The following is a 24,876-nucleotide window of genomic DNA, read 5'->3' as shown; positions in this document are numbered from 1 at the left end:
TTCCTCAGTTCCCTAGCCGAATGCGCGGGTCGACAACAAAATAGAGAATGTCGACAACCAGATTGATCAGAACAAACAGCAGCGCAACGAACACCAGATAGGCAGCCATGATCGGCACATCGACAAAATCGACAGCCTGAATGAACATGAGACCTGTACCGGGCCACTGAAAGACTGTTTCGGTGATGACCGAAAAGGCGATTAGCCCGCCGATGTTCAGGCCGATGATTGTAATTACCGGAACCAGCGTGTTGCGCAGCGCATGGCGAAAGTTGATCGCGCGCTCTGACAACCCGCGCGCCCGGGCAAATTTGATAAAGTCGGTTTGCATGACCTCAAGCATCTCCGCCCGCACCAGCCGCAGGATTAGCGTCAGCTGGAACAGCGACAGGGTGATTGCAGGAAGGATGATGGCGCGCCAGCCATCCACAGTCAGTAATGAGGTTTTCCACCAGCCAAGATCGACCGTGCCACTACGCCCCGAAGAGGGCAACCAGCGCAGGTGAACGGCAAAGATATAGATCAGGGCGATGCCGATGATGAAGGTTGGTAGGCTGACCCCAACCAGCGACACCGACAGGATCCCCCGACTGATCCAGGATTTGCGTCTAATACCAGTGTAAACGCCCAAGCCGATGCCGACCACGAGCGCGATGATCGCGCTGACAAACACCAGTTCCAGCGTGGCGGGTAGACGCTCGAAGATCAACTGGTCCACCGGTCGCTTGATACGATAGCTGAGACCAAAATCGCCTTGCAGCATATTGCCAAGAAACCGCGAATACTGGGTCAGAACAGGATCATCCAGACCAAGCTGTTCGCGGATTTCCAGGCGCTGCTCGCGCGTGGCATCCTGTCCGACCATGTTGTTGACTGGATCGCCGACAAAGTTGAACAACGAAAAGCTGACGGCTGAAACGATGGCCATCACCAGCACCGATTGTGCCAGCCGCTTGAGGATGAAGAAAAACATATGAGGGCGCTTTCAATGCCGGGGCAGGGCGTAACCCGCCCCGGCAGTTTTCTTATTTCATCACCGCAAAACGCGGACGGAACGCGTCATCCGCAGCAATCGGGATATCGACCGCGTCCGAAAGACCCCAAGCCAGAACCTGGTGGTGGATCGGCACATAGGGCATGTCTTTTTTGACAAGCGACCAGGCCTCATCGATCATCGCAGTGCGCTTTTCGATGTCGATCTCGGTTGTGATCGCCTTGGTGATCTCGTTCACACGGGCGTTGTTATAGCCGGTGGCATTCCACGACCCTTCACCGTCGAGCAGATACGAGAACACATAGTGGCTATCCAGCGTCGGAACGCCCCAACCCAGCATGTAGAAATCAGACTCACGCTTTTGGATTTTGGGGAAGTGTTGCGCCTTGGGGATTGCATCAAGGTTCACCTTGACGCCGATCTTGGCCAACATCGCCACGGCCGCCTGGCAGATCTTTTCGTCATTGTTGTAGCGGTTGTTGGGGCAATCGAGTTGGATTGAGAACCCGTCCGGATAACCCGCGTCAGCCAGAAGCATTTTGGCCTTGGCTGCATCAAACCCATAGGACGCATCGTTTTCTGGCGTATTGCCAAGCACACCGGGCGAGGTGATCATGCCGGTCGGAAACGAAAGGCCTTCCATGACGACCCGCTGGATTGCATCTTTGTCGATAGCAAGGTTGAACGCCTCGCGCACCTTGGCATCCTTGAACGGGTTGCCTTCGGCATCCGAGGTGCGCAGCTTGTCGACCCCTTGATCCATGCCGAAGAAGATCGAACGGATCTGGGCTACGGTCTTCACGCTAAGCCCTTCTGAGGTTTCGATGCGTTTGACATCCTGCAATGGCGGATCAAGCACAAAGTCGACTTCGCCCGACAACAGAGCGGCCACGCGTGTGGCGGCATTGGTGATCGGCCGGTATTCGATCTTGTCGATATTACCGGGGAACATGCCCTTGCCCCACCAGTCGGGGTTGGCCGCTAGAACGGTCAATTCGTCCGGCGCACGGCTGACCAACGTGAACGGGCCGGTGCCATTGGCGTTGCGCACGGCAAAAGTTTCTTCCTTTGCCTTGAAATCTTGTGGCGCAACAACGTTGTTCGCCTCAGCCCAGCCCTTGTCCATCATGTAGATTGAGGTCAGCTGGTTGGGCAAGATCGGGTTTGGCCCGTCGGTCGTCAGTTTGACGGTGTAATCGTCGATGACTTCGACCGAGGTAACGCTTTTGGCCTGTTCTTTATAGTCCGAGGCCTCGTGATTGGCGCGCATGAACGAAAACACCACGTCTTCTGCCGTAAAATCCGACCCGTCATGAAATTTCACGCCTTGGCGCAACTTGAATGTCCAGCCGTCGGAACCGGCTTCCCAACTTTCGGCCAGTTCAGGCTGAAGAACAAGATCCGCATCGCGGGTAACCAGGGATTCATAAATCTGGCCATTCATTGCAATGGTCGGGCCCTCGTTCTGCGAATGGGGGTCCATGGTCAGCGCGTCACCCTGGCTGGTCCAGCGCAATACGTTTTCTGCCAGTGCAGGGCTTGCAACCGTCAGAGCCGTCACCGAGACGGCAAGCAATTTTGTGAATTGCATATTTTTCTCCTTGTTGTGTGAGCGTCTGGCCGTGACCGACATCGCGCTCTTGTCTTGACCATACAACACAAAGGGGAGTCGTAAAGAGCGCGACGCGCCTTTTTACCCGAACATTTCTGTCAGACAAAATTCGAACCGGGTGACAGTTCGAAAACGGTTCTGCAAGCTTGAGGCGATCCGGTTTTGGACAAACAACCTCGATTTACGGCGTAAACCAGCATACGTTTGCGTTGCAGGAGGCCAAAGGGTCGGTAACTCACACAATCTGCAGCGAATGGTCACTTCGTCCCGCATCTTCACGGTTACTGGACGGCACGGCGAATGGCTGGATTGGGTTTCGGCGAATTTCGCGAATTTGAAGGCCCGTTTCGGGGAAACCACGTTGTGCCGCCGCGACTTGTTCACCAATTCTGACGAAGCTTGAAGGCAAACTTCGCTGCATCAGCATCATGCCACTTCGTCCCGCTTTGTGTGAGCTCATCCAAACAAAGATTGTGCAACCGCGGCGAACGGCAGGTTTAACGGGCCGCAACGCAGCATTGAGTGCGGGTGGTGGAGGTCGGCTTCGAGCTAATTCTGTTGAAAAACACCGTGTTGCAGGCGCAGAAAATATTGCTTCGAACACAGCGCGAGCGCCTTTCTTGTCAGGCTTTGCGCCATTGCTGCGGTGCAGGAAAGATCTTGGCTAATTTGCGGAGGTTTTGGGCGGCTGCGGCGAGGAGGAATTCGTCATTTGCACCACATGGGCCACGTAGTCGGAGCCGCCAGAGCCCGAGAATGCGTTTGAGGTGGGCGAAGAGCATTTCCACTTTCTTTCGGAGCCGCATCGAAATGACGTACTGTTTGGTTTTGGCGATGTCACGGGCAACTTGGCGGGCGTCTTCATGTTCTTCGCGGGTGATCTTGCGCGCGTCGGCATTCGGGCAGCATTTCGCTTTGGATGGGCAGGCCTGACAGGTGTGTTTCAGTGCTTGATACTTGGCCACGCCTTTGCCGGTCGGCGCTCGGCGTGGATCAGAATAGTTGCGGCGGAACTGCTTTAATGGTTCTCCCTCTGGACAGATGTATTGGTTATTCTCCGCGTCCCATTCAAAGTCAGTCCGGCTCCAAGTTCCATTGGTTCGCCCCGCCTTATCCAGCACTGGAATATGGAGATTGATGTCGCGGTAGACGAGCCACCCAAGCATTGAGCCAGATCCATAGGCCGTGTCTGCGATCAATCGCTCAGGGTCGATGTCATGCCTTTCTTTAATCCGGTCCAACATGGTCCGCACGGATCCAACTTCGGCTTGTCGGATTGATCTGGTGCCTTCGACGTCAACGATGACACTGTGGTCAGTGTCGATCAGATAATTGGTTGAATACGCAAAGAAGGCTGGCCCTTTACGTGCTGCGGTCCACTAGCTCGAGGGAGCAGAGTGAGATGTGAACTTGGGTTCTACCTCCGATGCTGCACCAAAAGCGGCATCGTCTAAAACATCTAAATATTCCTTCACAGCACGGGGCGGATGGTTTGGATCAATGGCGCTGTGATCCCAATCTTCTTTTGGCGCGGAGTTCTGTTTGTTCGCATCAGCCTCGATTAAGCTGGCATCTGCCGCAAGCCGCTGGCCGCTCACCAAACCATCCGCAATGCAACGCGCGACGGTCTTCTCAAACAGATGCCGCAGCAAAGCGCTCTCACGGAAACGCCCGTGTCTCACCCGGCAGGCGATTGCAAAGCAATCTGCCGAAAGGGCCGGTTCTTTGAGAAGGTCGAATGATTGGGTATTGGATCAGACAGATCGAGGCGACAAAACCAACGATATGCCAGGTTCAAATGCACCTCCTTACACAACCGCCGCTCTGATCTGATACCGAAGCAATAGCTGACCAACAGCATTCGGATCAGCAGTTCAGGGTCAATCGAAGGGCGGCCCGTGTGGCTGTAAAACTCAGCCAGATACTGGCGGATGTCGCTCAGATCGACAAACCGATCAATTGCGCACAGCAGATGGCCTTGCGGGACGTGGTCTTCCAGCGAGAACTCATAAAACAACGCCGCCTGCGCTTCCTGCTTTGGTCCCATCATCGCCAAATCCTCCGCTGCCGTAAGCAAATTGAACCAGCCAAAGACCTTCAAATCAATAAGAGCTTTTCAACAGAATTCGCCCTTAGTGGCAACTCGCCCTTACGGCAAATGGAAAACTAAACCCAGCAGGACGCAGTCCCCAATTTGAAACCCCCATCAGTGATTGCGATTGTAAAATTATAGAAATGAATACAGAAACTTAAATTGTAAGAGCGGGTAGAAAACCACGTGTGTGCTGTCATGGACAGTGGCCATGGCTTGATTGAAAGTAAATTTGAATGTTCACTCGGGTTCGAAAAGGGAAGCGGCGAACCTGTTGCCAACCCCTAAGACCGATACCTTAGTGAAAATCGCGTAAGATATTGATTAAATTATATTTCATGCATTGAGGTGTTATCCGCGACGCGCAGTTTTTGCGCGCCGCGCAATTTTATGCGCTTCCCTACAAAACCTCTAAAAATCTAGGTTTTCGACGTTCAAGGCGTTCTGCTGGATGAATTCGCGGCGGGGTTCGACGACATCGCCCATCAGTTTGGTGAACAGGTCGTCGGCTTCGGCCATGTCTTCCACGCGGACTTGCAGCAAGGTGCGCGCGTCGGGGTCCAGCGTTGTTTCCCACAGCTGGTCGGGGTTCATCTCTCCCAAACCTTTGTAGCGCTGCAATGACAGGCCTTTCTCGCCCTCCGCAAGGATCGCCTCGAGCAGGTCCATCGGGCCGTAGATCATTTGAGAGCGGTCTTTGCGGACCAGCTTTGCGGGCAGGTTATAGACGTCTTGCAGGTGCTGGGTGAAGCCGCCCGATCGCTTTGCCTCCCCAGAGCGGAGCAATCTGCCATCAAGGGTACGCACCTCTTCGACGCCGCGCAGAATGCGGGCCAGACGCACGCCGTGATCTTGGGTAATGCGACCTTGCCAGCCACGTTCCCATTCCAGCGCGATCAGGTTCAAACGTTCAGCGACCTTGTCGGCGACACCCTGCAAATCGGCATCCACCGCACCGGGTACGAAAGCGCCCGCAATCGCAGCTTGTTCCAGAATGTGACGGGGGTAATGGGTCGGAAATGCCTCAAGCACCCGGCGCATTTGACGGGCCAGATCGACCACGCGCGCCAGATCCTGACCGGTGATTTCCTCGCCATTGCCTTGCCGCAGCATCGCACCATCAATGCCTTGTTGGATCAGGTAATCCTCCATGGCGGCCTGGTCTTTCAGGTACACTTCGGACTTGCCGCGCGACACTTTGTAAAGTGGCGGTTGGGCGATATAAAGGTGACCATTTTCAATAAGTTGCGGCATTTGACGATAGAAGAATGTCAGCAACAAGGTACGGATGTGCGCACCGTCGACGTCAGCATCGGTCATGATGACGATCTTATGATAGCGCAGCTTATCAATGTTGAATTCGTCGCGGCCAATACCGGTGCCAAGAGCCATCACAAGGTTGCCGATTTCTTGGCTTCCAAGCATCCGGTCAAAACGCGCGCGTTCGACGTTCAGGATTTTACCCTTTAGGGGCAGAATTGCCTGTGTCTGGCGGTCACGTCCGGTTTGGGCTGATCCCCCGGCGGAATCACCCTCCACCAGGAAGAGTTCGGTCTTTGACGGGTCTTTTTCCGAGCAATCCTTGAGCTTGCCAGCCAGAAAATTCACGTCCATCGCGGTTTTGCGACGGGTCAGATCGCGGGCCTTACGGGCCGCTTCGCGGGCGTGGGCGGCTTCGATAATCTTGCTGACCACCATTTTCGCGACCTGTGGGTTTTCTTCAAACCATTCGGCCAGCTTTTCGTTTACCAGACCTTCAACAGCGGGGCGCACTTCCGAGCTGACCAGCTTGTCTTTGGTTTGCGAGCTGAACTTGGGGTCCGGTACTTTGACAGACAACACGCAGGTCAGCCCCTCGCGGGCATCGTCGCCGGTAAAGGTGACTTTTTCCTTTTTCGCGATGCCAGACGATTGCGCGTAGTTGTTGATTGTGCGCGTCAACGCCCCGCGGAAACCGGCCATATGCGTGCCGCCGTCGCGTTGGGGGATGTTGTTGGTAAAGGGCAGGACGTTCTCGTGATAGCTGTCGTTCCACCACATGGCGACTTCGACGCCGATGTCGTCTTTCTCTCCGGTGATGAAAATCGGTTCCGGCATCACGGCGGATTTCGAACGGTCGAGGTATTTAACAAATTCCTTAACGCCGCCTTCGTAAAACAGCTCTGTGCGTAGCGGTTCGGCGGAGCGCTCATCCGTCAGGATGATCCGCACGCCGGAGTTCAGAAACGCCAGTTCGCGCAGGCGTTTTTCCAACGTTTCAAAGCTGTATTCGAGGTTCGAAAACGTGTCGGTCGACGCCATAAAGCGGACTTCGGTCCCGGTGCGATCGGTTGGTCCGACCACGGACAGGTGCTCTTTGGTGAAGCCCCCTTCAAAGCGGGCGACGTGTTCCTTGCCTTCGCGCCAGATGCGCAGTTCCAGCCAGTCGGACAGGGCGTTCACAACCGAAACGCCAACGCCGTGCAGACCGCCGGACACCTTGTAGGAATTGCTGTCGAACTTACCGCCAGCGTGCAGCTGGGTCATGATAACCTCGGCCGCCGAAACGCCTTCTTCTTGGTGGATGCCAACAGGAATGCCGCGCCCGTTGTCGCTGACTGAAACGGAGTTATCTTCGTGGATTGTCACGTTCACAGCGTCTGCGTGACCGGCCAATGCCTCGTCGATGCCGTTATCGACCACCTCATACACCATATGGTGCAGACCAGAGCCATCATCCGTATCACCGATATACATACCGGGACGCTTGCGGACAGCTTCTAACCCTTTGAGAACTTTGATAGAATCTGCACCATATTCCTCTGGAATCTGATCTGCGTCTGACATTCTGGGAAACCTTCTTTTGTTGCCCATTTTATAGTGGTTTTTGCCACTACTGTCACGTCCTAGCCACAAGATTTTGTGTCAAAGGAAAGGGATCAAAACGCCCACCAGAATAAGCAGGGTGCCAGCCACGATATTGATACGTTTCAGCGTCGCCGGATTGGTCATGAGGGTGCGCATTTTGCCGACGAAACCGGCAATGGCAAGGTTGCCAATCAGCGGAATTGCGACGGAGACAAGGATAATCGCGGCGACGTCCGGCCATGTGATCACGCGCAGATCGAAAAAGCCGGGCAAGACACCCATGTAGAACAGAACTGCCTTTGGGTTGCCCAAAATCGCCAGCAAACCGGCGGCAAATCCGGACCAGGCACCGGGCTTTGTCAGGCGGCTGTCGCGGTCGATCTTGTCACCCGCATGGCGGATCAGCAGACCGCCCATAATGATGAAAACACCGCAAGCGATCCAGCGCATGCCAAGCATGAAGATGTCAAAGACCGACAGAATCCAGCTGATGCCCAGCACCGCGACCAAGGGCCAAACCATGTCGCCCACCGATACACCCAAGGCAAGCGGCCACGCTGATTTGAACCCGCCGGACAATGCGCGCGCCATGATCGCCAGCCAGACGGGGCCGGGCGTCAGGAACAGGATAATCAAGGCACCGCAGTAAAGCAGCAGGTCAGGCAAGGCGATTGTCATGGATGCATCCTCACGTCAGAAATGCCTTCGGTTTCAGTCACTTCAAGGGTTTGCGCGCGGTCGCCCAGCGTGTCAAACAGCTCGGCCCCGGTGCCCGTCATCCACGCCTGCGCGCCAAGAGCCGCGATTTCATCATAAAGGGCCGCGCGGCGGTTTGCATCGAGATGCGCCGCGACTTCATCCAGCAAAAGCAGCGGCGGGGCCCCAAAGTCGGCCGCCAATGCGCGGGCATTCGCAAGGATCAGCGACACAAGCAGCGCTTTTTGCTCCCCGGTGGAACAGTCACGTGCGGGCACATCTTTGGCGGCATATATGCCCTCAAGATCGGCGCGGTGCGGGCCAATCAATGTACGCCCCGCCGAAAGGTCGCGCATCCGGTTATCGGCAAGTGCTGTGCGCAGGTCTGCCGCCGATGTGGGCATATCGCAGACCAGCGTTAGTGTTGCTGTTGGGAATGCGGTCTCGGCCTGATTCTGGGCTTCGGTAATAGCTTCGAGCGCTGCCAGCCTGTTGGCGTGGATGGCAGCCCCGGCTTCGGCAAGCTGTTGTTCAAGGGCGATGTACCAAGACGGCTCGCGCACCATGTCCTTGAGCAACCGATTGCGTTCGCGCATGGCCTTTTCATAGGCAAGGGACTGTTCCGCATGATCGGGCAGAAAGCTGAGCGTCATCCGGTCAAGGAAGCGCCGCCGCCCGTCGGCCCCTTCGATCCAGAGCCGGTCCATTGAGGGGATCAGCCATAGCACGCGCGCGATACGACCAAGTCCGGTTTGTGGGGTCGCTTTGCCATCGATGCGCACTTGCCGTGCGGCACCGTTTTCGGACCAAACCTCGATCTCGTGAACCTGACCCAAGGAATGCAGCACTGCTGTGAGTTTCCAGCCAAGCGCCTCTGGCCGCCGGGTCATGTCGAGGGCGCTGGACCGACGCAAGCCGCGCCCGGGGGACAGGAGTGAGACGGCCTCAAGGATGTTGGTTTTGCCCGCGCCATTGGGCCCGTGTATCGCAACAGGACGCGCATCGGCTTCGATCACAGCCCGTTTATGGGACCTGAAATGCGACAGCGTCAAATTTGAGATAAAAAGCTGTGTCATCGTTCAGAGCCGTTTTCTTTTAAAGAAAACGGACCGGAATTTTTGAAAAATTCCGCCGCCTTACACACGCATCGGCATGACGACATAAACGGCAGACATATCATTGCCTTCGCGCATCAATGTCGGATCACCGGACGAGTTGAACAGGAACACAGCGTTTTCGCGGTCTACCTGGCTGGCGATCTCAAGCAGGTATTTCGCGTTGAAACCGATCTCCAGCCGCTCGTCTGCATAGGCAACCACCAGTTCTTCTTCGGCGGCACCGCTGTCAGGTGCGTTTACCGACAGAACCAGACGGTCTTCGTCCAGTTGCAGTTTTACGGCACGGGACCGTTCAGAACTCACCGTTGCAACACGGTCAACCGCGCGGGCGAAATCGCTGGCGTCGACTTCCATTTTGCGCGTGTTCCCTTGGGGGATAACGCGCGTGTAATCTGGGAAGGTGCCGTCGATGACCTTGGAGGTCAGCGTGATATCAGGTGTCGCAAAGCGGATCTTGGTCTCGGACACCGATACCGCGATTTCCATCTCGTCATCGTCCAACAGCTTGCGCAATTCGCCGACGGTTTTGCGCGGGACGATCACGCCTGGCATTTCTGCCGCGCCATCAGGCATGGGCGCGTCAATGCGGGCCAGACGGTGACCGTCTGTGGCGACGCAGCGCAAAACCTTGCTGCCTTCGCTTTCCGAAATATGCATGTAAACGCCATTCAGGTAGTACCGTGTTTCTTCGGTCGAGATGGCGAATTTCGATTTGTCGAACAAGCGGCGCAGCACGGGTGCCGGTGCCTTGAAGTTCGATTGGTATTCGGATGTGGCCATCACCGGGAAATCTTCGCGCGGCAATGTCGCCAGCGAGAAGTTCGAGCGGCCAGCTTCGACCGTCAGGCGGCCAGCGGCGCTGTCGGAGGTCAACGTGATCAGCGCACCATCTGGCAGCTTGCGCACAATCTCGTGCAAGGTTGTGGCGGAAACGGTGGTGGCACCTGCACGCTCGACCTGAGCGGGGGCCTTATCGACCACTTCAATGTCCAGATCGGTGGCGCGGAACGAGGCATCGCTGCCTTCCGCTTCGATCAATACATTGGCGAGGATCGGAATGGTATTCCGGCGCTCGACCACTGATTGAGCCTGTGACACAGCTTTAAGCAGCGCGGCGCGTTCGATGCTGAATTTCATATCCATCTCCATTCCGGCAGTCCGGGAGGGCAAATTACCCGATACCAATGTATTCACAAGGGTTTTATTGACTTTTCAGCGCGAAACAAAGGCCCGTCAAGGCCTTCGCTCCTGTTCTGCCAAGGATATAGGGTTTACGCCTCTAATGCGCGGCGCAGCAATTCCAGATCTTCGGCGATTTGGCCGTCACTTAGCTTGAGCTCTTCTATGCGTTTTACACCATGCATGACCGTCGTGTGATCGCGACCGCCAAAGCGACGGCCGATTTCTGGCAGCGACCGGCTGGTCAGCTTTTTGGACAGATACATGGCCACCTGACGGGGGCGGGCATAGCTGCGCAGGCGTTTTGGGCCAACCATATCGCTAAGGCGGATATTGTAGTGATCGGAAACCTTGCGCTGGATTTCTTCGATGCTGATTTTGCGTTCAGAGGCGCGCAAAACATCGGCCAGACAGTCTTGGGTCAGGTCCATATTGATTTCGCGGCCCACAAGCGACGCAAACGCAAACAGACGGGTCAATGCACCCTCAAGGACACGAACGTTTGTCGTGATGCGGTGGGCAAGGAATTCAAGAACACCGGCTTCGACCTCTAGGCCGGGATAGTTCTTTTGCTGGTTTTCAACCTTGCTTTGCAGAATGCCCAGACGCAGCTCATAATCGGTGGGGTGCAGGTCGACGACCAGGCCGCATTGCAGGCGTGATTTCACGCGGTCCTCAAGATCCTTGATCTCGCCGGGGGCGCGATCAGCGGAAATGATGATCTGCTTGTTCTGATCGACCAGCGCGTTGAAGGTGTGAAAGAATTCTTCTTGGGTGCTGTCTTTGCCCGCGATGAATTGAACGTCATCCACCATCAACACGTCGACGGATCGGAAAATTTCCTTGAAATCCATCATCTTGCGGTCCCGCAAGGCTTGGACAAAGCGGTACATGAACTGTTCGGCGGATAGATAAAGTACGTTCAATTCCGGTTTTCGGATGTGCAATTCTTGGGCAATCGCGTGCATCAGGTGGGTTTTACCCAGACCGACGCCACCATACAAAAACAGCGGGTTAAATGTGACAGGGCCACCTTCGGCAACACGGCGTGCCGCGGCATGTGCCAATTCGTTCGGTTTGCCGACGACAAAGTTATCAAAGCTAAATCGGGCGTCCAAAGGGGCCGTATTCAAGGTATTATTATTGGCGGCCTGCACAGGGGCAGGTTTGATGGCGGGTTGCGAAACCTCGGCCGCAGCCGGTTTTTCACAATTGCCCACAGCGAATTTCAGACGTGTGATTCCGTCTTCTTCGTTTTGCATTTCATGCAAAATGAGGTCGGCAAAATTCTGGCTAACATAGTTGCCGAAGAAATTTGTCGGGACGAACAGCGTGCTTACGCCGTCTTCTGTGGTGCCCAACGAAAGGGGATCAATCCATGTTGTAAAGTTGTTTTGCCCAACCGTCTTTAATAGGCGATTTCTGATTTTTGCCCACTGCTCTTGCGTCATTTACCCAACTGTCCCAATCGTCAGCGACAACCGGAAAGGCTGACCGCACGTGTTACTCTTATCAGAAGGCATAAGACCACCATTCCGGTCCCATCAGAAAACCGGTCAAACGTCCTTCGGACAAATTTTACAAGGTTCATTTCGACAGGGTTGCCGGCCTAAAAAACCAGCACTGCTGTCGAACGCACCGTTCGAAGTATCAAAGACAGGGCAAATGTGCGGTAAGCAACATCTGCGAGATATTCGGGTGCCCCTAGCAAGGCGTTCCGAATTATCCCCGTCTGAACAACTGCATCCTAGCAAATGCAACGGTCCGTCCGGGCCTATCCCCCCATGCGAAGTGAATCGCGCTCAACACTTCTAGCAATGTAAAAGGCGTTCGTTCAACACATCTTCAAACTTGACTCAGTGATTGGTCGAAAAGAATCTCCTTCCCGTAATGCGTGTCGCTAGAATCAAAAAAAGGCACCGCAAAGCGATGCCTTATTCTTTCAACAACTTAGCTGAAATTTTTGTGATTTAGCCCAGTGCTTTGACGCGTGACGCAAGACGCGACATTTTCCGCGAGGCTGTGTTCTTGTGGAACACACCTTTTGTAACACCGCGCATCAATTCAGGCTGAGCAGCGCGAAGTGCCGCTACGGAAGCTTCCTTGTCACCGGATTCGATTGCTTCTTCAACTTTGCGCAGGAATGTGCGGATGCGCGAACGACGTGCTTTGTTGATTTGAAAACGGGCTTCGTTTTGACGGGCGCGTTTCTTTGCCTGTGGTGTATTTGCCATGAGGATCATCCTTCATCTTAGGTCTGTTCAAATTGCGGATACGCGACACAAACCCAACGACCGGATCCATTATCCGATAAGGTGATTCTAGCCAGAGCGGGCTGCACGCGCATGTATTAAGGTGGCCTATAGTCGAACATCGCGGGCTTTGCAAACCCGCAAGATGTTTTTACTTGTCGCGGAATTGCGCCTCGCGTTTTTCAAGGAATGCGGACATGCCTTCTTTTTGATCTTCGGTCGCGAAAAGCGAATGGAAAACGCGGCGTTCAAACAGCAGGCCTTCGCGCAGCGGTACTTCGAATGCGCGGTTCACGGATTCTTTGACCACCATTGTCGAGATCATCGACTTCTCGGCGATCTTGGCGGCGGCACCCATGGCCTCTTCCATCAGTTTTTTCACAGGTACGACGCGCGAAACCAGTCCTGCGCGCTCTGCCTCGGTGGCGTCCATAAAGCGGCCGGTCAGGTTCATATCCATTGCTTTGGATTTGCCGATTGCGCGGGTCAAACGCTGGGTGCCACCGATACCGGCAACAACGCCTAGGTTAATCTCGGGCTGGCCGAATTTGGCGGTCTCGGAACAGATGATAAAGTCGCACATCATCGCCAATTCACAGCCCCCGCCAAGGGCATAGCCCGAAACGGCTGCAATAATCGGTTTGCGAACCCGCATGATCTGATCCGTTTCCGGCGTGAAAAGATCATCGGTAAACACGTCGACAAAGCTTTTGTCGCGCATCATCGCAATATCGGCCCCTGCGGCGAATGCTTTCTCGGACCCGGTGATGACGATGCAGCGCACTTTTTCGTTGTCCTGCGCGGCCTTCAGCGCATCAGCAAGCTCTTTCATGAGCACGTCGTTCAAGGCATTCATTGCGTCCGGTCGGTTCAACGTAACCAATGCTACGTGATTTTCTACATCGACCGTGATCGTTTCATAAGCCATCAAGAATGCTTTCGCTTGTTACACTTTGAAACATGTGAATATCACGGGCGCTGCCCGTTTCAAGTTATCTTTGGCATTGCGCGCAGTAGAAGGACGATCTGCCCGACTGAACGATTCTGCTGATCTGGTGGCTGCACCCCTCGCTGCGGCAGGGCTGCCCCTCGCGGCCATAGACATCAAAGCTGTGTTGGAAATACCCCAATTCGCCATCCGCCTGTTTAAAGTCGCGCAAGGTTGATCCCCCCGCCTCGATGGCTTCTTCTAGCACTTGGCGGATGATGGGCACTAACCCTGCCACACGTGCCGCCGATATACGCCCCGCTTTGCGCGCAGGGTGAATGCCCGCCCGGTAAAGCGTTTCACAGACATATATATTTCCCAAACCGGCCACGATGCGTTGATCCAAAAGCGCGGATTTGATCGGCATGTTCCGACCGTTCAACGCGGCCACCAAATGCGCATCGTGAAAATCATTGCCCAACGGTTCGGGCCCGATTGAAGACAGCAGTTTATGGGCGTCCGCGTTCTGGGTATCCAGCAGGTCCATCGCGCCGAAACGCCGCGGGTCATTGAACGTCACCCGCGCCCCGTTCGCCATGTGCAAAACCACGTGATCATGCTTTTCGGGTGACGGGTGGTCATGCACGAATTGCCCCAATGGATCGCCCGAAATCAGCATCCGCCCCGACATGCCCAGATGAATAAGCAGTGATTCCCCCGATGATAAATCGGCAAGGATGTATTTCGACCGCCTGCGCAAACGCTCGACCTTGTAGCCGGTCAACCGTGCGGCCATATCGGGTGGAAAGGGCCATCGCAGATCGGGGCGATTGATGTCGGCGCGCGCGATCACCTGCCCCTCCATCACGGGGGACAGACCGCGGCGTACGGTTTCGACCTCGGGTAGTTCAGGCATGGTTCATTCCCCTGTGACAAAAGGGGCGCATTGTACACGGCCCCGCACGCCCTATAACAAAGGTGCAGATCAAAGGACCACAAGACCCCATGACAAACGATAGCGACAAAACCACCCATTTTGGCTTTGAAACCGTGGCCGAAGGCGACAAAGCCGGGCGTGTGCAGGGTGTCTTTAACTCTGTCGCCAGCAAATATGACATCATGAACGACGTGATGAGCGTTGGAATCCACCGTATCTGGAAAGAGGCGATGATGGATTGGCTGGCCCCGCGTGCCGGGCAAAAGCTGTTAGATGTGGCGGGTGGTACGGGCGATGTGTCGTTCAAGTTTCTGGAACGTGCCGGATCGGGTCATGCAACGGTGCTCGACCTGACCGAACCCATGTTGGTCGAGGGGCGCAAACGTGCCGAGGCAGCGGCCATGGTCGACAGCCTGGATTGGGTCGTCGGCGACGCGATGGCGCTGCCGTTCGAAGATAACACCTTTGACGTCTATACAATCAGCTTTGGCATTCGCAACGTCACCCGCCCCCAAGAGGCGCTGAACGAAGCTTACCGCGTGCTGCGCCCCGGTGGCCGTCTGATGGTGCTTGAGTTCAGCCAATTGCCGAACCCGATGATGCAAAAAGCCTATGATCTTTATAGCTTTAATGTGATCCCCCGCATGGGTCAGCTGATTGCAAATGACCGCGACAGCTATCAGTACCTTGTTGAATCCATTCGAAACTTCCCCGATCAGGAAACGTTCCTGAGCATGGTTAAGGCAGCCGGGTTCGAGCAGGCAAAATACCGTAATCTGACACTGGGCGTTGCGGCGCTGCACTCTGGCTGGAAACTGTAACATGCGCGGACCTCACAACATTTGGCGGCTGATCCGCACGGGCGCCACGCTGGAACGCACGGGCGCGATGAACGTCGTGTTGGACGCGTTTGATGCCACCCCGGCGCTGCGTTTCGTCGCCAAGGCGCTTGGCAAACCGTTCAAGTTTTTGGGCTATGCCGGTGATCCGTCGATGCCGCCCGCGACCCGTGCGCTTACCGCGCTTGGGCCCGCCTACATCAAATTCGGTCAGGTCCTGTCGACCCGTCCTGATGTTGTGGGTGATGAACTGGCCGTTCAACTGCGCGTGCTCCAAGACAAGCTGCCGCCGTTCTCGATTGAAAAGGCCAAGGCCGAGGTCGAAAAAGAACTGGGCCAGCCCGTCGATGCGATTTTTTCCGAGTTTAGCGAACCCGTCGCTGCCGCCTCAATCGCGCAGGTCCATCGTGCCACAGTGGCAGAAACCGGACAGGACGTCGCGGTCAAGGTTCTGCGCCCCGGTATCGAAAAGGCCTTTCGCAGGGACATCGACGCCTTTTACCTTGCCGCGCGCATGGTCGAAATTTTCTCTCCCGGGTCGCGCCGTTTGCACCCGACTGAGGTGATCGAACATTTTGATGGCGTTGTGCGCGGCGAACTTGACCTGCGGCTCGAATCCTCCGCCGCGTCTGAATTTGCAGCGAACACCAAAGACGACGCTGGCTTTCAACTCCCTGCGATCAATTGGGAATTTTCTGCGCGCCGGGTGATGACCCTTGAATGGGCCGACGGCGTTCCGATGGGCGACAATGCGGCGATTGACGCGGCAGGCCATGACCGTGTGGCCCTTGGCGATCGTGTGTTGCAACTCTTCCTGAATCACGCGCTGCGCGACGGGTATTTCCACGCGGACATGCATCAGGGCAACCTCAAGGTCGCGCCAAACGGCAATATCATTGCCTATGATTTCGGGATCATGGGCCATATCGACGAATACACCCGCCGTGTTTACGCTGAAATTCTGTTCGGCTTCATCCGACGCGACTACAAACGCGTGGCCGAGGTTCACTTCGAAGCAGGCTATGTACCCGCCGACAAAGACGTCGATGAATTCGCCCGCGCCCTGCGTGCCGTGGGTGAGCCGATTTTTGGCATGGACGCGACGCGCATATCGATGGCCCGATTGCTGACCTATTTGTTTGAAGTCACCGAACGTTTTGGCATGGAAACCCGTACCGAACTGATCCTGCTACAACGCACGATGGTCGTCGTCGAAGGGGTGGCGCGCTCGCTCAACCCGCATATCAACATCTGGCAAGTCTCAAGCCCGATTGTGTCCGATTACATCTCCAAATCCATCGGTCCCAAGGCCGTTATCCGTGATCTGGCCAACACCGCACGGGTTCTGGCGCGTTTCGGCCCCCGCTTGCCCAGCCTGGTCGAAACCGCCTTGATCCGCCAACAGAAAGAGGAAGAGCAGCCCAGAAATGGCTTTAAACGCTGGATCGCGGTTGCGGCCATCCTTGGTGCCACCGCCGCATTGGCTGTCGCAGCACTTGCTGACTGGTTCTTCTAACCTTCTTCTCTGGCTTATAAATATCCTGCGGGGGTCCGGGGGCGCAAAGCCCCCGGCGCTTTGCAAAAGACATACCCATTGACAGGGGTGATGCCTGATGTGCAGTTATCCACTATGACGGATAAATCTGACGCCATTCTAACTCAACTGCCCGCACGCCTTAAGTCGGCCCGCACCGGTCAAGGTCTCAGCCTTGATGCGGTGGCCAAACTTTCGGGCGTGTCCCGGTCGATGGTCAGCCAGATCGAGCGGGGCGAAAGCAGCCCGACCATTGCCACGCTGTGGAACCTGACACGCGCCTTGCAGGTGGATTTTGCCGGCCTTTTGGACAACACGCAAAGCCCGGCCCAGATCGAAGTACTGCGCGCGGCCGAGGTGCCTACGATCCATAATCTGGGGTCAGGCTGTCACATCCGCATCCTTTCCCCGCCCGAAGAGGCCGGAAAACATGAGGTTTACGAGCTTTTGATAGACGAGGGCGGCGTTCTGGACAGCCAACCCCATACCCGTGGCGCGCGTGAACATCTGACGGTTATCCAAGGCACGGCTGGCGTGCAAAGCGGTGATGCCGAAAACGTCATCCATACCGGTGACACGGCACGATACCCCGCTGATGTGCCGCATGTGATCAAGGCGATTGATGGGCCGGTTCGCGCATTCTTGGTCGTTCAGGATGCCTGATTCCATAATATAGGAAATTTTCCGCCATATAGGATTTTCCCTATTCCCGGATCATATTCCGTTATGGTAGAAGCTTTGAAAAAGGAGCTTTGCCATGACCCAAGCCTATCTAGATCACATTGCGACTACGCTTTCCCAGATCGACGCCGATGGCATGATGAAGCGCGAGCGGCTCATCACCTCCCCTCAGTCGGGTAATATCACCGTCGGGGGTCATGAGGTTATCAACCTTTGTGCCAACAATTATCTGGGCTTGGCGGACCATCCCGATCTGATCAAAGCCGCCCAAGATGCCATGGAACCCAAAGGTTTCGGCATGGCATCTGTCCGCTTTATCTGCGGCACCCAAGACATCCACCGCGAGCTTGAACAGAAGCTGGCAAAATTTCTGAACAAGGATGATTCTATTCTGTTCGCGGCCTGTTTCGATGCAAATGGCGGCCTATTCGAGCCGCTTTTTGGCCCGGAAGATGCAATCGTTTCAGATAGTCTGAACCATGCGTCCATTATCGACGGCATTCGGCTGTGCAAGGCCAAACGGTATCGCTATGCGAACTCTGACATGAACGACCTTGAGGGGCAGTTGAAACTGGCCCGCGACGAAGGCGCACGTTTCATTATGATCGCGACGGATGGCGTGTTCAGCATGGATGGCTATCTCGCCAATCTGCCCGAAATCACCCGCCTGGCTGAGAAATACGAAGCGCTGGTGATGGTCGATGATTGCCATTCGACCGGGTTCATGGGGCCGAAAGGGGCAGGCACGCCGGCGCATTTCGGCGTCGATGTGGATATTCTGACCGGTACGCTGGGCAAGGCGCTTGGCGGTGCGATTGGCGGCTATATTGCGGGGCCGCAGCCCGTGATTGATCTGCTGCGTCAACGTGCGCGGCCCTATCTGTTCTCGAACTCTTTGCCACCGTCGATTGTGATGGCCGGTATCAAAGCGTTGGAGCTGGTCGAGCAAGGCGATGACCTGCGCACGCAGCTGTTCGAGAACGCGGCCTATTGGCGTAAGGGTTTGACTGAATTGGGTTTTGATCTGCTGCCCGGCGAGCATCCGATCATTCCCGTGATGCTGGGCGAGGCCCAATTGGCGCAGGATATGGCGGCCAAATTGTTCGAAGAAGGCGTCTATGTCAGCGGCTTTTTCTTCCCGGTTGTTCCAAGGGGGCAGGCCCGGATCAGGACGCAAATGAATGCGGCATTGACCAAGGATGAGTTGGACCGTGCGTTGGTGGCATTCGAGGTGGCGGGCAAAGCCTGCGGTGTTTTGACATGAGCAATCAGATGAAAGCGCTGTGCAAGTCAGAGCCGCGCGAGGGGTTGTGGATGACCCGTGCGCCCGTGCCTGAAATCGGGCCGGATGATGTGCTGATCAAGATTAATAAAACCGGCATCTGCGGGACCGATATCCACATCTGGAATTGGGATGATTGGGCCAAAGACACAGTGCCCGTGCCGTTGATTACCGGCCATGAATTCGCCGGAGAGATCGTGGAGCTTGGGCGCAATGTGACCGATCTGAGCATCGGTCAGCGCTGTTCGGGCGAGGGGCATTTGATCGGCAAAACATCACGTCAATCGCGGTCGGGCAAGTTTCATCTTGATCCAGCAACGCGCGGCATTGGTGTGAATGAACAAGGGGCCTTTGCGCAATATTTGCGTTTGCCCGCCTTTAACGTGGTGCCGCTGCCGGACGAGATTTCGGATGACATCGGGGCGATCCTTGATCCTCTTGGCAATGCCGTTCACACCGCGCTGAGCTTTGATCTGGTGGGCGAGGATGTGTTGATTACGGGCGCTGGCCCCATCGGGATTATGGCCGCTGCCGTCGCCCGTCACGTTGGTGCGCGGCATGTTGCGATCACCGACGTTAATCCAGCGCGTCTGGAACTGGCAGCACAGGTCGCAGATGTGACCCCGGTGAACGTCGCGCAGGAAGACCTGCGCGATGTGATCGCCAAGCTGAAGATGAAGCAGGGCTTTGACGTCGGGATGGAGATGTCAGGCAACCAGATGGCGCTGGACCAAATGGTCGAGGCGATGACCATGGGCGGTCGCATCGCCATGTTGGGTATCCCACCCGGTAAATCGCCGGTCGATTGGAGCCGTATCGTATTCAAGGCGATTACCATCAAAGGCGTCTATGGCCGCGAGATTTTCGAGACCTGGTATAAGATGATTGCCATGCTGGAAAACGGCTTGGACGTATCAAAGATCATAACACATCGCTTTGGTGCAGATGATTTTGAGGCCGGGTTTGAGGCGATGAAATCTGGGTTGTCTGGGAAAGTGGTTCTGGACTGGACCGGGGTTTAGGGGGCCAGCCCCCGCCCCGGCGCTGCCGGGTCTCCCCCGGGATTTAGGTCCATTTGGAATTAGCTTTTGGGGTTAAGGGGAACCCGGCCTTTGTCGGATATGACGTGAACGTCTGCGCCTTCGAAGACAGCGGCTTGAAGCGGTTTGAAATAGCCCGCGCCAGCATCAAGGTTGATGCGGTAGCCATGGTGTTCGGGGTAATCGACAGCGGTGTGTCCGTGCACCACGGGGCGGCCGAAGTCATGATATTCCGTCAGCCAGTCGCCGCGAATCCAGATCAGATCGTCTTCGACTTGATCCTCGATCGGGACACCGTGGCGCAGGCCAGCGTGGGCGAAAATCAGGTTTTCGGTCGTGTGGATGTTCGGCAGATTGTCTAAGAAGTCGCGGTGTGCTTGTGGAACAGCCTCAAGTGCGGCTTGGTGGATGGGATCGACAGGTGCGTAGTCTTCGCCCTCGACGCCGTAGGACAGCAGGGTTTTGTCGCCGCCCAAACGTGGGTTCATCCAGAACAGATCGGCCCGTGTGGCGGGATCAAACACCGTTTGATCGTCCAGAAAACGGGTGAAATAGCGATCATGATTGCCACGGATCGCAGTCCAGTTACGACCCTTGGCTATGCCGTTCATGAGCAGATCAACGACGCCTTTGCTGTCTGGGCCGCGATCGACGTAGTCCCCCAAAAACACGATTTCAGCGTCTTTGCCGCCATCAGATTCGATCAGCTCCAACACGCGGTGCAGATCGTCGAGTTGGCCGTGGATATCGCCAATGGCGTAGATGGGCGTGGACATGAACGCGTTTCCTTTTTGCTTGGGGCTATGATGCCCGATCCACCTGGAAAGGGAAAGCCAAGCTGGTGATTTTGAGCCAAGAAACGGGGCACCTTTAGGCGTTTACAGGAGTGTAGAACGCACGCCTTGGCCCGAGCGACAATCTGGATGCCAATAGATGAAAACAAAAAAGCGCCCCTTGAAGGGGGCGCTTTGATTTTTTAGTCGTCAGCCAAGGTTTAGGCGACGTCGAATTCAAGCTCTTTGACTTGGGTAAAGAGCCCTGTGTCTTGCAACGCTTTGATTGTCGCTGGGGGAACCACATCGTCGATATAGAGCAGGGCAATTGCTTCGCCTTTGGCGACCGAGCGGCCCAAGGTAAAGTTCGCGATGTTCACACCGTTTGCGCCGAGCGTCTGGCCCAAGGTCCCGATGATACCGGGGACGTCTTCGTTGGTGGTGTAGAGCATATGCGCACCGATTTCAGCGTCGATGTTGATGCCTTTGATCTGGATGAAGCGGGGTTTGCCATCCGAGAATACCGTGCCAGCGATTGAGCGTTCACGCTTTTCGGTCACCACCGTTACCTTGACATAGCCGTCGAACACGCCGGATTTGTCTTGGTTGGTGGTGCTGATCTGGATGCCTTTTTCACGAGCAACCACAGGCGCGCTGACCATGTTCACGTCAGGATTGGCGCGTTTCATGATGCCGGCAACCACGGCGCAGTTTAGCGCGTTCAGGTTCATTTCGGACACTTGGCCATCGTAGAGGATGTTGATCGCCTTGATCGGCTCGTCCGTCATCTGGCCGATGAACGCACCAAGGTGGCCGGACAACGTGATCCATGGGCCCATGACTTTGGCTTCTTCAGCCGTAACCGATGGCATGTTCAACGCGTTGGAAACCGCGCCGGTCAGCAAATAGTCGGACATTTGTTCGGCGACTTGCAGGGCCACGTTTTCTTGTGCTTCGGTCGTGGCAGCCCCAAGGTGCGGGGTGCAGACCACGTTTGGCAGGCCGAACAACGGGTTTTCGGTTGCAGGCTCTTCCTTGAACACATCGAATGCCGCGCCAGCAACGTGGCCGGATTTCAACGCTTCGGCCAAGGCTTCCTCGTCCACCAGACCACCGCGGGCACAGTTGATGATCCGCACGCCTTTCTTGGTTTTGGCCAAGGCTTCTTTGGACAGGATGTTTGCCGTTTGGTCGGTATAGGGCACGTGCAGCGTGATGAAATCGGCGCGGGCCAGCAGTTCGTCAAGCTCGACCTTTTCAACGCCGATTTTCTGGGCCTTTTCTTCGCTTAGGAAGGGGTCATAGGCGACGACTTTCATCTTCAGGCCGCGCGCACGATCGCAAACGATCCCACCAATGTTACCGGCACCGATGACGCCAAGGGTTTTGCCGGTCAGCTCAACACCCATAAACTTGGATTTTTCCCATTTGCCGGCGTGGGTCGATGCGGATGCTTCGGGGATCTGGCGCGCGACGGCGAACATCATCGCGATGGCGTGCTCGGCGGTCGTGATCATGTTGCCGAAAGGCGTGTTCATGACGATCACACCTTTTTTCGATGCGGCGTCTTTGTCGATGTTATCGGTGCCGATACCGGCGCGGGCGATAACCTTGAGGTTGGTGGCGTTCGCGAGGATCGTTTCGGTTACTTTGGTGGCCGAGCGGATGGCAAGACCGTCGTAATTGCCGATGACGGCGGCGAGTTTTTCTTTGTCCTTGCCCAGATCGGGCTGGAAATCGACTTCAATGCCGCGGTCTTTGAAGATTTGAACGGCGGCGTCCGAGAGCTTGTCGGAAATGAGAACTTTGGGGGCCATGTTTGGCGCTCCTTTATAAGATAGAATGGGGGTGTGGGTCGGCACCCACCCTACGCGCGGCGCAGGGCGGGGAACCCGGAATTATGCGTTGATTTCGGTCTCGAATGCCCAAGCAAGCCACGGCAGCATCGCTTCGATATCCGAGGTTTCAACCGTGCCGCCGCACCAGATGCGCAGGCCCGGGGGGGCATCGCGGTAGGCACCAACGTCCAATGCCACGTCTTCGTCGGCAAGGCGTTTTGCAACGGCTTTGGCGAAGGCGGCACCGTCTGTAATGCGGTCATCCGTGAACTTGAGGCAGACAGATGTGTTGGACCGCGTCGCCGGATCGGTGGCGAGGAAATCGATCCAATCGTGGTCTTCCACGAATTTGGCGATCGCTGCGGTGTTGGCATCGGCGCGGCCGATCAACCCTTGCAGGCCACCGACGGATTTTGCCCAGTCCAGCGCCAAAAGGTAGTCCTCGACGCAGAGCATGGAAGGCGTGTTGATCGTTTCACCCTTAAAGATGCCGTCGATCAGTTTGCCGCCTTTGGTCAGGCGGAAAATCTTGGGCAGGGGCCATGCGGGGGTATAGTTTTCAAGGCGTTCCACTGCGCGTGGGCTGAGGATCAGCATGCCATGGGCCGCTTCGCCACCGAGCACTTTCTGCCAGCTAAAGGTGGTTACATCCAGCTTGTCCCACGGCAGGTCCATCGCGAAGGCGGCGGATGTTGCGTCGCACAGGGTCAGGCCTTTGCGGTCTGCCGGGATCACGTCACCAGATGGCATGCGCACGCCGGATGTGGTGCCGTTCCAGGTAAAGCAAACGTCGTTGTCATAGTTGAGCGACGCCATATCCACAATCTGACCGTAGTCAGCTGTGTGGACGGTATGTTCGATTTTCAGCTGTTTGACTGCGTCCGTGACCCAGCCCGCGCCGAACGATTCCCACGCAACCATTTCAGCGGGGCGTTCGCCCAGCATTGTCCACATGGCCATCTCGTAGGCACCGGTATCGGAGGCGGGCACGATGCCGATTTTATAATCAGCCGGTACGCCCAGAATTTCACGGGTGGTTTCGATCGCCTCAAGCAATTTGGCTTTGCCCGGTGCAGCGCGGTGGCTGCGGCCCAAAGGCGCGCTTGCAAGCTTGGTCAGATCATATGCGGGGGGTTTGGCACACGGGCCAGAGGAAAAACGCGGATTCATAGGCCGCGAGGTCGGTGTCTTAATAGCCATTTAGCTACCCTTTCAGATAAGCGCCCTTCGTTGGGGAAGGGTGTCCCACCGCTGCGTCTAGAGGGGCGGGCGGTCTGGCACAAGCGTGAAAATGCCGCTAGAACGCCGCTTGATTGGCTTTTTACGACAGCTCTGACGCGGATCGGAAACTCGACGATGCATAGTGTGACTTTGTTAACCTCCCCTGATCAACCACGGCTGGATGCCGCGTTGGTCGATAGCTTGCGTAATGCGTGGGGGGGTGGTGACGCGGTTTGGTTGGCCCCGGATGAGGCGGCGAGTTTTGACATGTTGCGCATGCCCGCAAACCGCTGGGATATCTGGGCCGAGTGTCAGGGGATGGGCGTTGATTTGATCATTGTGCCTGCCCAAGGGCGGCGCAAGAAAATGCTGCTGGCCGATATGGACAGCACGATGATCCAGCAAGAATGCATTGATGAGCTGGCCGATGAGGCAGGCGTGGGCGACCGGGTCAAGGACATCACAGCGCGCGCCATGAACGGTGAGTTGGATTTTGAAGGGGCGCTGCGGGAACGCGTTGGGCTGCTTGCGGGCTTGGACGAAGCTGTCATCGGGCAGGTTCTGGAGCAGCGAATTACCTATATGCCGGGGGGGAAAACGCTGCTGGCGACGATGAAGGCGAACGGAGCCTATGCGGCGCTGGTATCAGGCGGGTTTACGGCGTTCACAGCCTCAGTCGCGCAGGCGCTCGGCTTTGACGAAAACCGGGCGAATACGCTGTTGGTTGAGGGTGGTAAGCTGACCGGGCAGGTGCGTGATCCGATCTTGGGCAAGCAGGCCAAGGTGGATGCGCTGGAAGGGATCACGGCGCAACTGGGTTTGGCTGAGGCCGACGTGTTGGCCGTTGGCGATGGCGCAAATGATCTGGGCATGTTGCACCGTGCGGGGGTGGGCGTTGCGTTGCATGCCAAACCGGCCGTGGCTGCGGAATGCGATGTGCGGATTAACTTTGGCGATCTGACGGCGCTGTTGTACGTGCAAGGTTATTCGAAAGACGAATTTATTGCGTAACT

General features: G+C 56.1%; 20 protein-coding genes and 1 pseudogene. 6 read left to right on the top strand and 15 right to left on the bottom strand.

Annotated elements, in window-relative coordinates:
• Positions 1–4: 4 nt before the first annotated feature.
• The 12 genes and pseudogenes from AADJ11_RS01165 to mutM form a co-directional block, all read right to left on the bottom strand.
• Entirely contained in the window at positions 5–973 is a 969-nt protein-coding gene (locus AADJ11_RS01165) for an ABC transporter permease (protein ID WP_093915459.1), read from the bottom strand.
• 52 nt (positions 974–1,025) lie between these two features.
• Positions 1,026–2,585 (bottom strand): ABC transporter substrate-binding protein, encoded by a 1,560-nt coding sequence (locus AADJ11_RS01160; RefSeq protein WP_341232730.1) that lies wholly within the window; start codon positions 2,583–2,585, stop codon positions 1,026–1,028.
• Positions 2,586–2,841: 256 nt separating this feature from the next.
• Positions 2,842–3,036, bottom strand: a complete 195-nt coding sequence (locus AADJ11_RS01155) for a hypothetical protein (RefSeq protein ID WP_341232729.1) — start codon at positions 3,034–3,036, stop codon at positions 2,842–2,844.
• 193 nt (positions 3,037–3,229) lie between these two features.
• Positions 3,230–4,656, bottom strand: a pseudogene (locus tag AADJ11_RS01150) (IS1182 family transposase).
• A gap of 453 nt (positions 4,657–5,109) precedes the next feature.
• The gene (gene gyrB, locus AADJ11_RS01145) at positions 5,110–7,524 is read right to left on the bottom strand and encodes a DNA topoisomerase (ATP-hydrolyzing) subunit B (protein WP_341232728.1); all 2,415 of its coding nucleotides are present in this window, start codon (positions 7,522–7,524) and stop codon (positions 5,110–5,112) included.
• A 78-nt stretch (positions 7,525–7,602) separates the two neighbouring features.
• Positions 7,603–8,223: a LysE family translocator gene (locus AADJ11_RS01140; RefSeq protein WP_341232727.1), complete on the bottom strand. Its 621-nt coding sequence runs from the start codon at positions 8,221–8,223 to the stop codon at positions 7,603–7,605.
• Entirely contained in the window at positions 8,220–9,317 is a 1,098-nt protein-coding gene (gene recF / locus AADJ11_RS01135) for a DNA replication/repair protein RecF (RefSeq protein ID WP_341232726.1), read from the bottom strand. The genes AADJ11_RS01140 and recF overlap by 4 nt, the downstream gene beginning before the upstream one ends.
• A gap of 60 nt (positions 9,318–9,377) precedes the next feature.
• Positions 9,378–10,496 (bottom strand): DNA polymerase III subunit beta, encoded by a 1,119-nt coding sequence (gene dnaN, locus AADJ11_RS01130; protein ID WP_219580156.1) that lies wholly within the window; start codon positions 10,494–10,496, stop codon positions 9,378–9,380.
• A 134-nt stretch (positions 10,497–10,630) separates the two neighbouring features.
• A complete protein-coding gene (gene dnaA / locus AADJ11_RS01125; protein WP_341232725.1) occupies positions 10,631–11,989 on the bottom strand; it encodes a chromosomal replication initiator protein DnaA in 1,359 nt (452 codons plus the stop codon).
• Positions 11,990–12,508: 519 nt separating this feature from the next.
• Positions 12,509–12,772 carry a 30S ribosomal protein S20 gene (gene rpsT / locus AADJ11_RS01120; protein WP_093916616.1) on the bottom strand — a complete coding sequence of 88 codons (264 nt, stop codon included), beginning with the start codon at positions 12,770–12,772 and terminating at the stop codon, positions 12,509–12,511.
• 169 nt (positions 12,773–12,941) lie between these two features.
• Positions 12,942–13,718: an enoyl-CoA hydratase gene (locus tag AADJ11_RS01115; RefSeq protein ID WP_341232724.1), complete on the bottom strand. Its 777-nt coding sequence runs from the start codon at positions 13,716–13,718 to the stop codon at positions 12,942–12,944.
• 64 nt (positions 13,719–13,782) lie between these two features.
• Entirely contained in the window at positions 13,783–14,634 is an 852-nt protein-coding gene (gene mutM / locus AADJ11_RS01110) for a bifunctional DNA-formamidopyrimidine glycosylase/DNA-(apurinic or apyrimidinic site) lyase (protein WP_341232723.1), read from the bottom strand.
• Positions 14,635–14,723: 89 nt separating this feature from the next.
• On the opposite strand from mutM, the gene ubiE reads away from it, so the two are divergent.
• The 5 genes from ubiE to tdh all read left to right on the top strand — a co-directional run bounded on the left by ubiE (position 14,724) and on the right by tdh (position 20,013).
• On the top strand, positions 14,724–15,476 hold the full coding sequence (ubiE, locus tag AADJ11_RS01105) for a bifunctional demethylmenaquinone methyltransferase/2-methoxy-6-polyprenyl-1,4-benzoquinol methylase UbiE (protein ID WP_341232722.1): 753 nt from the start codon (positions 14,724–14,726) through the stop codon (positions 15,474–15,476).
• A 1-nt stretch (position 15,477) separates the two neighbouring features.
• Positions 15,478–17,010, top strand: coding sequence for a 2-polyprenylphenol 6-hydroxylase (gene ubiB, locus AADJ11_RS01100; protein WP_341232721.1), 1,533 nt, complete (start codon positions 15,478–15,480; stop codon positions 17,008–17,010).
• A gap of 114 nt (positions 17,011–17,124) precedes the next feature.
• A complete protein-coding gene (locus tag AADJ11_RS01095; RefSeq protein ID WP_341232720.1) occupies positions 17,125–17,691 on the top strand; it encodes an XRE family transcriptional regulator in 567 nt (188 codons plus the stop codon).
• Between the two features lie 94 nt (positions 17,692–17,785).
• A complete protein-coding gene (locus tag AADJ11_RS01090; RefSeq protein ID WP_341232719.1) occupies positions 17,786–18,973 on the top strand; it encodes a glycine C-acetyltransferase in 1,188 nt (395 codons plus the stop codon).
• Positions 18,970–20,013: an L-threonine 3-dehydrogenase gene (tdh, locus tag AADJ11_RS01085; RefSeq protein WP_341232718.1), complete on the top strand. Its 1,044-nt coding sequence runs from the start codon at positions 18,970–18,972 to the stop codon at positions 20,011–20,013. Before AADJ11_RS01090 ends, tdh begins: the two co-directional genes overlap by 4 nt.
• Before the next feature lie 59 nt (positions 20,014–20,072).
• On the opposite strand, the gene AADJ11_RS01080 is transcribed toward tdh, so the two are convergent.
• From AADJ11_RS01080 to AADJ11_RS01070, 3 genes are all read right to left on the bottom strand, one after another.
• Positions 20,073–20,807 carry a metallophosphoesterase family protein gene (locus tag AADJ11_RS01080; protein WP_341232717.1) on the bottom strand — a complete coding sequence of 245 codons (735 nt, stop codon included), beginning with the start codon at positions 20,805–20,807 and terminating at the stop codon, positions 20,073–20,075.
• A gap of 218 nt (positions 20,808–21,025) precedes the next feature.
• Positions 21,026–22,621, bottom strand: coding sequence for a phosphoglycerate dehydrogenase (serA, locus tag AADJ11_RS01075; protein WP_341232716.1), 1,596 nt, complete (start codon positions 22,619–22,621; stop codon positions 21,026–21,028).
• Positions 22,622–22,702: 81 nt separating this feature from the next.
• Positions 22,703–23,842: a phosphoserine transaminase gene (locus AADJ11_RS01070; protein ID WP_341232715.1), complete on the bottom strand. Its 1,140-nt coding sequence runs from the start codon at positions 23,840–23,842 to the stop codon at positions 22,703–22,705.
• Between the two features lie 156 nt (positions 23,843–23,998).
• Between AADJ11_RS01070 and serB the strand changes: the two genes are divergently transcribed.
• Positions 23,999–24,874: a phosphoserine phosphatase SerB gene (gene serB, locus AADJ11_RS01065; RefSeq protein ID WP_341232714.1), complete on the top strand. Its 876-nt coding sequence runs from the start codon at positions 23,999–24,001 to the stop codon at positions 24,872–24,874.
• The last annotated feature ends 2 nt before the right edge of the window (positions 24,875–24,876 follow it).

The sequence above is a fragment of the uncultured Sulfitobacter sp. genome (assembly GCF_964021855.1).
Lineage (GTDB): Bacteria > Pseudomonadota > Alphaproteobacteria > Rhodobacterales > Rhodobacteraceae > Sulfitobacter.
The sequence above is the reverse complement of the archived record's forward strand: the minus strand, read 5'-3'. Positions and strand labels throughout refer to the sequence as shown.